The organism is Terriglobus sp. 2YAB30_2, assembly GCF_052114765.1.
GTDB lineage: Bacteria > Acidobacteriota > Terriglobia > Terriglobales > Acidobacteriaceae > Terriglobus.
On sequence record NZ_JBFRFJ010000004.1, the window covers coordinates 114,506 to 127,126 of the forward strand.

12 protein-coding genes and 1 tRNA gene are annotated in these 12,621 nt (G+C 59.5%); 8 read left to right on the plus strand and 5 right to left on the minus strand.

Annotated elements, in window-relative coordinates; translation table 11 throughout:
• Nucleotides 1-252: 252 nt before the first annotated feature.
• Entirely contained in the window at nt 253-1,461 is a 1,209-nt protein-coding gene (locus tag AB4Y89_RS08160) for an MFS transporter (protein WP_442300423.1), read from the minus strand.
• Nucleotides 1,462-1,542: 81 nt separating this feature from the next.
• On the opposite strand from AB4Y89_RS08160, the gene AB4Y89_RS08165 reads away from it, so the two are divergent.
• Nucleotides 1,543-2,472: a LysR family transcriptional regulator gene (locus AB4Y89_RS08165; protein ID WP_442300424.1), complete on the plus strand. Its 930-nt coding sequence runs from the start codon at nt 1,543-1,545 to the stop codon at nt 2,470-2,472.
• An 8-nt stretch (nt 2,473-2,480) separates the two neighbouring features.
• On the opposite strand, the gene AB4Y89_RS08170 is transcribed toward AB4Y89_RS08165, so the two are convergent.
• Nucleotides 2,481-3,620 (minus strand): acyltransferase family protein, encoded by a 1,140-nt coding sequence (locus AB4Y89_RS08170; RefSeq protein ID WP_442300425.1) that lies wholly within the window; start codon nt 3,618-3,620, stop codon nt 2,481-2,483.
• 259 nt (nt 3,621-3,879) lie between these two features.
• Here AB4Y89_RS08170 and AB4Y89_RS08175 point away from each other — a divergent pair, with 259 nt between their 5' ends.
• Nucleotides 3,880-5,469 (plus strand): M28 family peptidase, encoded by a 1,590-nt coding sequence (locus AB4Y89_RS08175; protein ID WP_442300426.1) that lies wholly within the window; start codon nt 3,880-3,882, stop codon nt 5,467-5,469.
• Nucleotides 5,470-5,475: 6 nt separating this feature from the next.
• Here AB4Y89_RS08175 and AB4Y89_RS08180 read toward each other — a convergent pair whose 3' ends face one another.
• The gene (locus tag AB4Y89_RS08180) at nt 5,476-5,715 is read right to left on the minus strand and encodes a hypothetical protein (RefSeq protein WP_147645933.1); all 240 of its coding nucleotides are present in this window, start codon (nt 5,713-5,715) and stop codon (nt 5,476-5,478) included.
• Nucleotides 5,716-5,888: 173 nt separating this feature from the next.
• Between AB4Y89_RS08180 and AB4Y89_RS08185 the strand changes: the two genes are divergently transcribed.
• A tRNA-Leu gene (locus tag AB4Y89_RS08185) sits at nt 5,889-5,975 on the plus strand.
• Between the two features lie 164 nt (nt 5,976-6,139).
• Here the strand turns inward: AB4Y89_RS08185 and AB4Y89_RS08190 are convergent.
• On the minus strand, nt 6,140-6,688 hold the full coding sequence (locus AB4Y89_RS08190; protein ID WP_442300427.1) for an outer membrane beta-barrel protein: 549 nt from the start codon (nt 6,686-6,688) through the stop codon (nt 6,140-6,142).
• Nucleotides 6,689-6,721: 33 nt separating this feature from the next.
• Here AB4Y89_RS08190 and trpC point away from each other — a divergent pair, with 33 nt between their 5' ends.
• Nucleotides 6,722-7,504, plus strand: coding sequence for an indole-3-glycerol phosphate synthase TrpC (gene trpC / locus AB4Y89_RS08195; RefSeq protein WP_442300428.1), 783 nt, complete (start codon nt 6,722-6,724; stop codon nt 7,502-7,504).
• 6 nt (nt 7,505-7,510) lie between these two features.
• Nucleotides 7,511-8,197: a phosphoribosylanthranilate isomerase gene (locus tag AB4Y89_RS08200; RefSeq protein WP_442300429.1), complete on the plus strand. Its 687-nt coding sequence runs from the start codon at nt 7,511-7,513 to the stop codon at nt 8,195-8,197.
• A gap of 49 nt (nt 8,198-8,246) precedes the next feature.
• Here the strand turns inward: AB4Y89_RS08200 and AB4Y89_RS08205 are convergent, their stop codons facing one another.
• A complete protein-coding gene (locus tag AB4Y89_RS08205; protein ID WP_442300430.1) occupies nt 8,247-8,408 on the minus strand; it encodes a hypothetical protein in 162 nt (53 codons plus the stop codon).
• A 241-nt stretch (nt 8,409-8,649) separates the two neighbouring features.
• On the opposite strand from AB4Y89_RS08205, the gene AB4Y89_RS08210 reads away from it, so the two are divergent.
• From AB4Y89_RS08210 to AB4Y89_RS08220, 3 genes are read left to right on the plus strand one after another with little or no spacing between them, the layout of a single operon-like run.
• Nucleotides 8,650-9,339: a 2Fe-2S iron-sulfur cluster-binding protein gene (locus AB4Y89_RS08210; RefSeq protein ID WP_442300431.1), complete on the plus strand. Its 690-nt coding sequence runs from the start codon at nt 8,650-8,652 to the stop codon at nt 9,337-9,339.
• The gene (locus tag AB4Y89_RS08215) at nt 9,336-10,343 is read left to right on the plus strand and encodes an FAD binding domain-containing protein (protein ID WP_442300432.1); all 1,008 of its coding nucleotides are present in this window, start codon (nt 9,336-9,338) and stop codon (nt 10,341-10,343) included. Before AB4Y89_RS08210 ends, AB4Y89_RS08215 begins: the two co-directional genes overlap by 4 nt.
• A 9-nt stretch (nt 10,344-10,352) precedes the next feature.
• Complete coding sequence (locus AB4Y89_RS08220; protein ID WP_442300433.1) at nt 10,353-12,599, plus strand: xanthine dehydrogenase family protein molybdopterin-binding subunit; 2,247 nt, start codon at nt 10,353-10,355, stop codon at nt 12,597-12,599.
• The last annotated feature ends 22 nt before the right edge of the window (nt 12,600-12,621 follow it).

Sequence of the window (12,621 nt, forward strand, 5' to 3'; positions counted from 1 at the left end):
AAAAAGGGAAGACGGGTAGAGAGAGCCGCCCGCAGGCTGCGCCGAAGAACTCTGAATCTATCGAAGGGAGAGTCTAGCTGCGCGAGACGTTGGGAAAGAACTCGGCCGGTGTCCTGGGATCGCTGGGGATATTAGTGGTCTCCATGGTTCTTTCCTTTCGTCAAAAATCGTAGTAACAGCTTACCAGAATCCCGATTGGTATCCGGTGAAAACAAATCCGCAGTCCGCGTGCTGATTCGCTGGTGGAAGAGATCAAGCGCCGATGACTTGTCTCTCTTCTTCTCGCGAGGTGGCTTCTATTGGAAACAATACTGGCCCGACGGCAACAATAAGGCCGGCGATTGCAATAACGGCCATTGCCGCGCGCAAGCCAACGACCACGGAGAGCGAGCCGATGACCGGAGGCCCCATGAGGAAACCGCAGTAGCCGATGGTTGTAACCGTCGAGATCGCGGGACCGGCTCCCATGCGTGTATCGCGTCCGGCCGCACCCCAGATGATAGGCACAATATTTGCAATTCCGATTCCGGTAAGCATCAAGCCGCCGACCGCCGGCCACCACGAGGGTATGAGAAGAGCACAGGCCATACCTAAAGCAATCAGAAAGCCGCTGCCATGCAGGATGTGCTTGCTGCTGACGCGCTGTGCCAGCCAGTCACCGGAGAACCTTCCGGCCGCCATGGCGATGGCATAGGCAGCGTAACCCGCGGCAGCGAGCGAGAGTGTCACGCCCACATTGGAGTGCAGATATACCGATGCCCAGTCACCGATCGCCCCCTCGGCCATCAGGCCAAAGAAGGCAAGGACAGCAAGGCGCAACAGGACGGCATCGGGCCACATGAACTTCGCAGGCTTGCGCGGTTTTCCTGTTTCGCGTTCGGTTTCCGAGACAAGCAACGGCATTGCCCACAGACCGCAGAGAGCGAGTACGCCCGCGGTGAGCGAGAGATCGATTCGGGCAGTACCACCGCGCTGAAGCATCAGACTTGCAGCGCCTGCACCAAACAATCCACCGGCGCTCCAGCAGCCCTGAAAGAAACTCATGATCGGCTGGCCGTATTGTTTCTCTACGGTAACCGCCTGTGCATTGACGGCGACATCCAATGCTCCTTTTGCGGCTCCATACATACCGGCGAACAGGATCAGGAAGAACAGGTTGGAGGCCTGCGCCAGAAGCGCGACCATCAGTACATAGAGGACGGTTGTTACCCGGACCACCCGGCGGCTGCCGTAATGTTCAATGAGGTGCCCGGTGATGGGCATCGTGATGATGGCGCCGATGATGAGGCTGACCAGAACGAAGGTGAGCGATCCATTCTCGAGGTGAAGCAGTTGCTGGAAGACAGGTACGTGCGATGCCCAGGTTCCGAAACCGACTCCATCCACCACAAAGAGCATGGCGAGCGCCCACCTCGCCCGTTTAATTCCGGTACGGTTGAACGCGTTGTCTGGATGCACCATGCAAGTCACCTACTACTAGGCTCCGGGATCGCATCGATTCTGTCCAATAGATCGTAGGAGCAATTCTGATAACGTACAGGAATGGCACTCGAGCTCCCAGAATTGCGCTCGTTTCTGGTGCTGGCGCAGCATCTTCACTTCGGTGAGGCGGCAGAGGCATTGCATGTCACCCAGCCCGCGCTGACCAAACAGATTCAAAAGCTGGAATCTAAAGTCGGTGGACCGTTGCTGGTGCGTGGATATCGCCGTGTGTCGCTTACACCGGCAGGAGAGATCCTGCGTGAGCGAGCACAGGGTCTGTTGCGCGAAGCGGAGATGGCGGAAGAGATCACGCGTCTCGCTGTACATGGCAAGGCAGGTTTGTTGCGCATCGGCTTCGGTATCGCCTCGCTGGCCGCGGGTCTGCCGGATATTCTGACGCGATTCCGTCAGCATTTTCCGGCGGTGCAGGTGTCGATGGCGGATATGTCGACACCAAACCAGATCAGTGCTTTGGAGCAGGGCGATATCGATGTTGGTTTTGTACGTCTGCCTGTCGAACATCCTGATCTGGAGACCGTACCTGTGCTCGAAGAGAGACTGGTCGCGGCCATTCCGCGTGGCATGCCTTACCGAAAGGGCTTGGCCAGTCTGCGCAATGAGCCTTTTGTGGTGATTTCGCGCAGTGTCTCTTCCAGCTTTGTCGATCATGTGGCGCGAACCTGCCGTGCCGCGGGCTTCAGTCCCCGCATCGTGCAGGAGGTCAACGAATTGTTTACGGTTCTGAATCTGGTGCGCGGTGGCGTGGGTGTAAGTCTGGTGCCACGATCGGCGAATCTGATGCACGTGCCGAATGTTCGCTTGCTGGATACAGGATTGGAAGAAGCGAAATGGAAGATCGGCCTCGCCTGGCGTAAAGTCGATCCGCGCAAAGGTGATGCACTGGACCCACTCGTTCACAACTTCATCCGCCTGGCATACCGCCCCCGGGGTCTGGCGTCAGTGGGAGACCTGAAGTCATCGCCCCGCTGATGGGACGATCAGGATGCGACGGTTCTTTCTTCCTCTACTGCTACAGGTGCTATGCGGCGAAGATGCCGGTCGCGCAGGCGCATGAATGGTTGTTCGACAGCGAGGTGCAGCAGCGAGGCGGCACCCAGGCAGGCGACGGTATAGAGCAGCCATGAGGCCGGACCTTTTGATTGGGTGATGGAGGGGAAGTGCACCATGACCAGATGGCCGATCGGCTTGTGGGTGAGATAGAGGGCGAAGGCCAGGGTTGCGAGTGTTTCCGCGCCGGGAATGCGTATCCGGGAAAGCAGACCGTTCTCGCTGACGGCTGATGCAGTGATAAGTCCAAGGCCAATGGCGAGAAGAGGGAAGCCGAGGACGACACCCCACATCGCCGGTCCGGTTGCATTGCCAAGATCCCGGTTACGGAACATCCAGACGACGCAGGTGACACAGGCGGAGCCGGTGAGAAAGAGTGCATGTCCGTGCTGCATCCAGTGATGCCACCATCCCGGCCGGAAGGTGCGCACGACAGCCAGAGCGACACCGGTCAGAAGGCCATCGAGACGCGTGTAGCTGGGGTAATAGATGCTGGTCCAGACCTCATCGGGGAAGCGCTTGATCAGGAACCATCGCAGCGCAATTCCAAAGAGAAATACCCCGGCGATCACAGCCGCGGTCTTACGCGCTGAGGGGCGTCGCATGAGCCAGACGACCAGCAACGGTAGCAGCAGGTAGAAGTGCTCTTCTACGCAGAGCGACCAGGCGTGCGAGAAGCCGCGCCGAGCAAAGGTGAAGCCGAAGTTCATGGTGAAGGTGAGGAACTGCCATACCGGCATAATGCGCGGAAAGTCTCGCCAGCCGGGCACAAAGACGTAGAGAGCCAGAACCGTGAGATACGCCGGCAGAATGCGATAGGCGCGGCGCCGGTAAAAGTCCGCGATGGAGAATTTTTGCCCGCTGGCCAAGGGTTTCAGCACCTGCCGGCCGATCAGAAAGCCACTCAGGACGAAGAATAGGTCGACGCCCATCCAGCCGTGGTAAGTGACGGGGAGGAGGCGTATAGGCAATTCGCCAAAGATGGTCAGGTGATAGAGCACGACGACCAGTACGGCAAGCGCACGAAGGGTGTCCAGGCCATGAAGCCTGGTAGATATTTGATTGTTCACAATGAATCTCGCGGTAAAGATCGCGGTATAGCGAGCCCGAGTAAAGTCACTCTACTCGAAGCGAATGAGGATTCTCGTTACGCCGTGATTACTCTTCGGATTCCCGGAGCGTTTTCCCTTTGCTGGGTTATCCCCAAAGGGTTGTTCAGCGGCGTTTTCATTGCGGAAAACGCCCATAGATGTGGAAACCCTGCTCCACACCCAGAGGGAAAATGCTCTCTCATGCCATACTCGCCATATCCCTTATTCCGGAGCTGCCGTGCCGCGTATTTCGCTGCTTGCTTCTGCGCTTGTCCTGACCTCAGTTCTTCATGCCCAGACAAAAGACTGGACCCCGGCGGCAAACGCCTGGTGGTCGCACGTACAGTACCTTGCCGATGACAAACTGGAGGGCCGCCGTGCCGGTTCGCCGGGATACTTCAAGGCTGTGGAATACGTGGAAACTCAGTTCAAGCAGATAGGCCTGAAGCCCGCGGGAACCAATGGATACGGGCAGGATATTGAACTGGTGCCCACATCCATCGACGTGGAAAAATCGAGCTTCGCTGTGGATAACGTCCGGTACGAGCTACCCGCGGAGCTGCAGTTGAACGCCCATGTCGATGGGGCCGGAACGCTGGATGCGCCGATGGTCTTTCTGGGTTACGGCTTGTCCCTGCCGAAGAAGCATGTGGATGATATTGCCGGCGAAGATCTGAAGGGCAAGGTAGTGGTGATCTACGGCGGTGCTCCGGCGAATTTGCTGGGTCCGCAGCGTGCCTATTCCCGTATTGCCGGGGAGCGCTGGAAGGCGCTGCATGCGGCGGGAGCGATCGGCATGGTGCTGTTTACGCCGCCGCGTCCGGGAGCTCCGCCGAACCCCGCAGCGGGGAATCGCAACGCGCCACCGCCGGTCATGTTGTATGCCGATCCTGCGCTGGAAAGCCTGCCCGGCCTGAAGGTCTATGCCGCACTTACGGAGAAGGGGGCGGAGAAGCTCTTCGCCACTGCCGGGCATAGCTTCGCCGACATTAAGGCAGCGGGCGACGCAGGCAAGCCTTTAGTGCACTTCGCTTTTCCGGGTACGCTGCATGTAACGACCGCCGTCAAGACCGCGGAGCATCTTCATGCGCCGAACGTCGTTGGCCTGCTGGAGGGGTCTGATCCGAAGCTGAAGAAGGAGTACCTGGTCATCAGCGCGCATCTGGATCACATGGGGATTGGGCGCCCTGTGGATGGCGACAGCCTCTACAACGGAGCGATGGACAATGCCTCCGGTGTGGCTTCGCTGATCGAGACGGCGAAGCTGCTTGCGGCGGAGACACATCCGAAGCGGTCGATCCTGTTTGTGGCGCTCGCAGCCGAGGAGATGGGCGAGCTGGGATCACAGTACTTTGCGACCAGGCCGACGGTGCCGAAATCGGCGATCATCGCCGATCTGAACATGGATATGTATCTGCCGTTGTTCCCACTGCGCTATCTGGAGATTCAGGGTCTGGGTGAGTCGACTCTAGGGAACGACGCTCGTGCCGTATGCCAATTGAATGACGTGGAGCCGCAGTTCGATAAGCAGCCAGATGAGAACCGGTTTATCCGCTCGGACCAGGTGAACTTTGTGAAGCAGGGGATTCCAGCACTGGCCTTCAAGTTTGGCTGGACCCCAGATTCACCAGAAGAGAAGACCTTCAATACCTGGGTGGCGGTGCGCTATCACCGTCCGTCCGACGATTTGAATCAGCCGGTGGATAAGGTCGGTGCTGCCCAGTTCACCAGCCTGCTGGCGCAACTGGCGACGCGGGTTGCCGATGCCAAGGGCAGGCCGGAGTGGTACCCGGAGAGCTCATTCGCTGCGACGAAAGTAGCGAAGTAGACCTCGTTATTTGGGGCTGTGGGTCTTGATGTAGTTGCGGAGCTGCAGGTTCAGGTCCAGCGCCTTCTGCACACCGGAGTCCATCATGCCCAGCCAGTCCGAGGCGGGCGGCTTCAGCTCGGCGGTAGAGAGCAGGTAGCTGGTCTGCACGATGATCTCAAGGGCATTCGAGAGATCATGGGCGAGTTTACGGATCTCAAGAGCGAGATCCTCCGGGATGACCTGTTCCTGTTTCGGGTCGTTCATGCTTCCTTCTGACGCTCCAGGGGCCGCGATGTTTCACAAAAGATACAGGCCGGGGAAGCGAAGGGCAAGCTTATGTTGGTTCAAGGCGAATCCGTGTTGGTTTGACATGGCCGCAAAGGTTTGAAACACTAGTGTTTCTGCAAGGCCACGACGCGCTGTTGTGGTTGTCCCGTGCCGAAGTGGCGGAATTGGCAGACGCGCATGGTTCAGGTCCATGTACTCGCAAGGGTGTGGAGGTTCGAGTCCTCTCTTCGGCACCATAAAGATTGAAACCCGGCCATTGGCCGGGTTTTCTGTTTAAGTCCGAAGCTAGGAGCATTTCTCCTGATGGTGTAGAGCGGAGTTTCGCTGTTTGCGCCGTTTTCCGCGAAGAAAACGGCATTCGCAGATTTTCCAAGGCTACCGTATTAGGAGAAATGCTCTATTACGGCAGATGGAGAACGACGCCGAAGCTGATGGTCTTCAACTCGTGATTGCTGTTATTCGCATGAATGGAGCCGATCCCGAACTCGGCCAGGCGGACATCCATAATGGGAGCGACCTTCAGGTCGACGCCGGCAAAGGCCTCGTAGGCGACACCACCGCTGATATTCTGCGAAGCTCCGAAGTTGCTGCCACCCCAGCCGACTGAACCCTGCAGATAGGGCTTGATCCAGTTCACGGGAAGCGTAGTGCTGGCACGCACGCCGCCGAGGGCGGTATGAATGCGGGTGCCCACGCCGTTGAAGCCATTGTCGTTGCCTTGCTTGCTGCTGACAACGCTGCCGCGGACGTCGGCGCCAAGCTTGATGCGGCCGATCTGTTTGAAGTCGTAATAGACGCCGCCACCACCACCGACTGGAGCAACATTCTTTCCGCTGACACTTACCTGCTGCACATTCACAGTGCCATAGACGCCCAACTGGGCACGGGCAGAGACGGAAAAGACACCAACAGTAAGGGCGAGCAACAGCGAAAGGCGACGGAAATTCATGCTGGCACCAGTGTATCTACAATGGGGACAGGCATGTCGACTCATCTGGAACGTATTCTGGCCAATACCCGCGTAGAAGTCTCTGCCCGCAAGGCAGCCGCCGAGTTTGCTGCTCTGGAAGGAGCCGCGGCGGCACATATGCCGCGAGGCTTTGCCCGCGCATTGCGTGAGCGCGCGAAGACCGGACCTGCTGTGATTGCGGAGCTGAAGAAAGCGTCGCCCTCCAAGGGGCTGATCCGTGCAGAGTTTGAACCGGTGGCTCTGGGCACGGAGCTCGAGGCGGCAGGCGCGGCCTGTCTCTCGGTGCTGACCGATGAGGTCTTCTTTCAGGGAGGTCTTGAGAATCTGCGCCGTGTCTCGGCCACAGTGAAGATTCCCTGCCTGCGCAAGGACTTTATGGTCGAGCCCTTCCAGGTGTTGGAAGCCCGTGCCGCCGGTGCGGACGCCATTCTGCTGATCATGGCGGCGCTCGGGGATGAAGATCTGCGGGTGCTGCGCGATACCGCGCGCACCTATGGTCTGGATGTGTTGTGTGAAGTGCACGACCAGGAGGAGCTGGATCGTGCTCTGGACCTGGACTGCGAGTGCGTCGGCGTGAATAGCCGTAACCTGAAGACCTTCGATGTCTCCATCGAACGCGCCGTGGAGCTGGCATCGCAGCTTCCGGAAGGTGTAGTGCGGGTTGCGGAGAGTGGTATTGCTTCGCGACAGGATGTCGAAAATCTGCGTGTGGCAGGCTTCGATGCCTTCCTCATCGGTGAGACACTGATGCGTCAGCCATCGCCGGGCGCTATGCTGCGTGAGCTGATCGGATAAGCCGTCATGTGGGTAAAGATCTGCGCCAATACGAACCTCGAGGACGCGAAGCTCGCCGTAGAGCTGGGAGCGGATGCGCTTGGGTTTGTCTTCGCTGCTGCGAGTTCACGACGGGTGACGCCGCAGCAGGTGGCGCCGATCGTGCAGGAGCTCCCGGAATCGATCGAGAAGGTCGGTATCTTCGCCGAGCTTGACTTGGCCGCGATTCGCGCGGCGGTGGAGTACGCTGGCCTGACAGCGGTGCAGTTGCACGGAGAGTACACGCCGGAGCTGATCCTGGGACTGCGCAAGGAACTGAGCACGCCGGTCACGATTCTGCAGACGCTGCACTGGCAGGTGACCGCCGGACTGGAACAGGCTGAGGCCTTTGAGGCGAGTACGCGTCGCATCGCGGAAGATGGGTTAGCCGCCCGGCTGCTGGTCGATGCGAAGACTGCTTCCGCCAGCGGAGGTACAGGGACGGCCTTCGACTGGAATCTGGCGCGGGCGAGTTTTGAGATCGCGCGGCGGGGAATGCCTATCATCCTCGCGGGAGGTCTCAGGCCGGAGAATGTGGCCGAGGCCATCCGGACTCTGCGTCCGTGGGGCGTGGATGTGGCCAGCGGCGTGGAGAGTGCACCGGGGAAGAAGGATCCTGAGAAACTGCAGGCGTTCATCACGAACGCCAGGCAAGCTGAGAGAAACGGAGCTTAGAGCATTTTCCCTGTCGGGGGTATCCCGGGAGGGTCGTGCTGCTGCGTTTTCATTGCGGACCGGCGAGCAGCGCGGCAGTGCCGACCTTGCAGCTCGCGCCAAGGAACGTCGGCGGTGCTTTATGCGTATGACGCAAATCCGGCCAAGCTCTCTGGAACAGCGGCACGGCGATCGACTCGCCCGTTACCACCAGCGGTATTGCCAGCGGCATGATCTATCTCGCTACCGCCGGCAACACGATTTACGCCTTCGGCTTTCCCCAGGAACGCCAATAAGGCCGTAAATACTCGACTCCTTGCGCCGGCACGTTCGGGGCGGCTTTTTTCGCGGCTCATCGCAGCAAACCAAGGCCTGGGATCGTGCGTCTCTGATGTACTGTCATTTGGCGTTTTGCCGTATTGTCAGCAGGTTCTTTTCCTCTCCACGGCAACCTGTACAGAATGAGGTTTGGTATGAATCCGAAAACGGGGGAGCCCGAAGTCGCAGGACCGGAGACAACCCGGAAAGAGAAGCCGCCGGCATTTGGTACCTATAGCAGCCTTAGTCGCCGTTCCTTCCTTACGCGGTTTGGCGCCACAGGAATTGCGGCCACATCCCCGGCCGTTGCGATAGCAAACGTTGTGGACGCGCCCGAGACTCCATCTGCGCGCCGCGCCGGGACTCAAGCGGTTCACCTCAGCATCAACGGCAAGCGCCAGACACTGCAGCTTGAGCCACGCGTCACACTGCTCGACTGCCTGCGTGAAGTCGTGCAGCTTACCGGAACGAAGAAGGGGTGCGATCACGGGCAGTGCGGAGCCTGCACGGTGTTGGTCAACGGCCGCCGCATCAATAGCTGCCTGAGCTTTGCGGTCATGCATGAGGGAGACGAGATTACGACGATCGAAGGCCTGGGCACACCGCAGGAGATGCATCCCATGCAGGCTGCGTTTGTGGAGCATGACGGCTACCAGTGTGGCTACTGCACCAGCGGGCAGATCGTCTCAGCGGTAGGCATGTTGAAGGAGCCCTGGGGACCGGCTGATAAGGATGTCCGCGAGGCGATGTCCGGAAATATCTGCCGCTGCGGCGCTTACCCCAACATTGTGCGGGCGATACAGATGGTGCGCAGCCGCGTCAGCCAGCAGGGGGTAGACGCATGATCGACTTTGAGCTGACACGCGTCGGCACTCCCGATGCCGCCATTCAGATTGCTGCTGCAACACCGACGGCACAACAGGGAGCCACGATACGATTCATCGCGGGTGGCACCAACCTGATCGACTACATGAAGCTCGATGTAGAGACACCGCAGCATCTGGTCGACATCAACCGCATTCCGGACCTGGCGAAGGTGGAGAAACAGCCGGATGGATCGTTGAAGATCGGCGCGTTGGTGCGGAACTCCGATCTGGCCCAGGCATCTGAGGTCGTGGCCGAGTATCCGGTGCTCTCGCAGGCGCTGCTCTCAGGCGCCTCAGCGCAGCTCCGCAACAAAGCCACCACTTCGGGAAATCTGCTGCAACGTACACGATGCCCTTACTTCCGCGACCTGGCGTTTGCGGAGTGCAACAAGCGCACTCCGGGTTCGGGTTGCGCCGCTATCGGCGGATATCACCGCAACCACGCCATTCTGGGTGTGAGCGATCAGTGCATCGCCACACATGCTTCGGATATGGATGTGGCCCTCGTGGTGCTGGACGCTGTGATTCATGTGCAGGGCACGAAGGGAAACCGGACGATTCCGATCGGTGAGTTCTATAAGCTCCCCGGCACAACACCGCATATCGAGAATGCGCTTGAGCCCGGCGATCTGATCACACATGTCACACTTCCTCCTCTTCCAGAGAAGACAAAGCAGATCTACCTCAAGCTGCGCGACCGGGCTTCGTATGAGTTTGCTCTGGCCTCAGCCGCCATCGTGATGCAGGTGCAGGGCGGCAAGCTGCATCATGTCCGCGTCGCGATGGGTGGGGTGGGGACACGGCCGTGGCGTATGCCCGAGGCTGAACATGTGCTTGAGGGCCAGGCGCCGACGGAACGGGTGTTTCGCGCCGCGGCGGATGCTGCGCTGAAAGGCGCCAGACCGCACACCGACAATGCATTCAAGGTTGAGCTGGCGAAGCTTTGTATGATTCGCGCTTTGACGACGGCCACTGGCGCATAAGGAGGAGCGATGTTGAAGGACAATGCAACCACCATCGGCACTCCGGTGCCACGTATCGATGGTCCCTACAAGACTACGGGGACAGCGAAGTACGCGTCGGATCACAACTTCCCCGGCCTGCTACACGCGGTGCCGGTCTGCGCGACCATTGCGAAAGGAAAGATCACGGGTATCGATACCGCCGCGGCTGAGGCGATGCGCGGTGTGTTGAAGATCTATCACTACGGCAATGCGCCGCATCTCTACCGGCCCATACCGCGCGACGCGCGTGTCGATGAGGCCCGGCCGGCCTTTGAGGATGAGTACGTTTACTATTCCGGTCAATACGTCGCTGTGGTTGTTGCCGAGACGATCGAGCAGGCTCGGGCCGCAGCGCGCGCGGTGAAGGTGATGTATGCGGCGGAGAAGCCGGACAACCGCCTGGACCTCTCGGAAGGACTTCAGGAAGATGCATTGCATGAGGCCAATAAGCGTGGCGATGTCGATACGGCCTTCGCCTTAGGGGCCGTCAAGGTCGACGCGACCTACATCACGCCGGTCGAAACGCACAACCCGATGGAACTGCATGCCTCGGTAGCGACGTACTACGACGGAAAGTTCGTCCTGTACGAGACGACGCAGTCGATCGTGAATCATCGAGCGGCGATGGCGCAGATATTAGGTGTCCCGGTTGAGAACGTGCAGATCATCATGAAGTTTCTGGGATCGGGCTTCGGCGGCAAGCTCTGGGTCTGGCAGCACTCGCTGCTTGCGGCTTCGGCGGCGCGGGATCTGCGGCGTCCGGTGAAGCTGGTCACGGATCGTCATTCACAGTTCACAAACGTGGGGCATCGTCCGCGCACGCAGCAGCGCCTGCGGCTGGCAGCGACGGCTGAAGGCAAGCTGACCTGCATTCAGCATGACTACTCGTCGGAGACATCCATCCTCGATAACGTTGGAGAAAACTGCGGCGAGTCGACACCATTCCTGTGGAGCACGCCGAACCTGCGCGTCCGTTCCTCGATGTCCCGCCGTAACGTAGGCACACCGACAGCCATGCGCGGTCCCGGAGCGGTACCAGGACTCTTCGCTCTTGAGTCCGCGATGGATGAGCTGGCGATCAGGCTGAAGATGGATCCAGTGCAGCTTCGCCTGCTGAATGAGCCGGAGAAGGACGAGTCAAATGGCCTCCCGTTTTCGTCGCGGCATATGAAGGAGTGTCTGACGCTGGGTGCGGAGAAGTTCGGCTGGGCGAAACGCAATCCTGTCGTGGGATCGATGAAGAAGCCCGATGGAACGATTCTGGGTTGGGGCATGGCCGGAGCGTCCTGGGGAGCGGGACGTATACCTACCTCCACGAACTTCGCCTTCCGTGACGACGGATCGGTGCGTATCGGCTGTGCTACGCAGGACATCGGCACAGGCACCTATACCGTCTTCTCGCAGATGGTGCACCACATCACCGGCATCTCCATGGGGCGCATCGAGGTGGCACTGGGAGATACCTCGCTTCCGCCGGGGCCGCTCTCTGGTGGATCGCGCGTGACCGGATCGTTGTTTCCAGCGATTCAGGATGCCGTGAATGCGGCGACAAAGCAGTTGTTGCAGATTGCCGTAAACGGCGTACGTTCTCCGTTCAAAGGAGCGAAGCTTGATGATCTCGGGTTTTCTGAGGGCCGCGTGTATCGGAAGGCAGACGGCAGCGCCTCCGGAGTGAGTTTTGAGGATGTACTGAGTTCGGCCAATCTACGGTTCGCCATCGGCGAAGGCTCCTCGGTTGCATCGCAGCAGGACCCGAAAGCGAAGGGGCTCTCCCTGCATAGCTTCGGCGCGCAGTTTGTCGAGGTGGAGTGGGATCCGGGTATTGCGCGTCTGCGGGTTTCGCGGGTGGTTACGGTCATCGACGGCGGGCAGATCATCAACCTGAAGGCTGCGACCAACCAGGTGGAGGGCGCCATTGTGATGGGGGTTGGAATGGGGCTGCTGGAGGAGACGGTCTACGACCAGCGCTATGGGCATCCGGTGAATGCCAACTATGCCGACTACCTGGTCGCGACCCAGGCGGACTGCCCTCCGGCGATCGATGTCACTTTCCTCGACTATCCCGACAAGGCGATGAGCGAGATCGGCGCACGCGGCATCGGTGAGATTGGTCTGGCCGGGGTCGCGCCAGCCATTACCGCGGCGGTCTATCATGCAAGCGGGGTCCGTGTGCGTGAACTGCCGGTACGCATGGAAGACCTCTTACAGACCGTCACCCAAAAACATCGAGCTTGATTTCAACGCCTAAGGAGCAAGT

What these genes read in the sequence shown, in the direction of transcription:
- AB4Y89_RS08205 (WP_442300430.1), bottom strand. Translation starts at nt 8,408, where the DNA reads ATGCCGCTGGCAATACCGCTGGTGGTAACGGGCGAGTCGATCGCCGTG.
- AB4Y89_RS08215 (WP_442300432.1), top strand. Translation starts at nt 9,336, where the DNA reads ATGATCGACTTTGAGCTGACACGCGTCGGCACTCCCGATGCCGCCATT.
- AB4Y89_RS08160 (WP_442300423.1), bottom strand. Translation starts at nt 1,461, where the DNA reads ATGGTGCATCCAGACAACGCGTTCAACCGTACCGGAATTAAACGGGCG.
- trpC (WP_442300428.1), top strand. Translation starts at nt 6,722, where the DNA reads ATGTCGACTCATCTGGAACGTATTCTGGCCAATACCCGCGTAGAAGTC.
- AB4Y89_RS08190 (WP_442300427.1), bottom strand. Translation starts at nt 6,688, where the DNA reads ATGAATTTCCGTCGCCTTTCGCTGTTGCTCGCCCTTACTGTTGGTGTC.
- AB4Y89_RS08165 (WP_442300424.1), top strand. Translation starts at nt 1,543, where the DNA reads ATGGCACTCGAGCTCCCAGAATTGCGCTCGTTTCTGGTGCTGGCGCAG.
- AB4Y89_RS08180 (WP_147645933.1), bottom strand. Translation starts at nt 5,715, where the DNA reads ATGAACGACCCGAAACAGGAACAGGTCATCCCGGAGGATCTCGCTCTT.
- AB4Y89_RS08220 (WP_442300433.1), top strand. Translation starts at nt 10,353, where the DNA reads ATGTTGAAGGACAATGCAACCACCATCGGCACTCCGGTGCCACGTATC.
- AB4Y89_RS08210 (WP_442300431.1), top strand. Translation starts at nt 8,650, where the DNA reads ATGAATCCGAAAACGGGGGAGCCCGAAGTCGCAGGACCGGAGACAACC.
- AB4Y89_RS08200 (WP_442300429.1), top strand. Translation starts at nt 7,511, where the DNA reads ATGTGGGTAAAGATCTGCGCCAATACGAACCTCGAGGACGCGAAGCTC.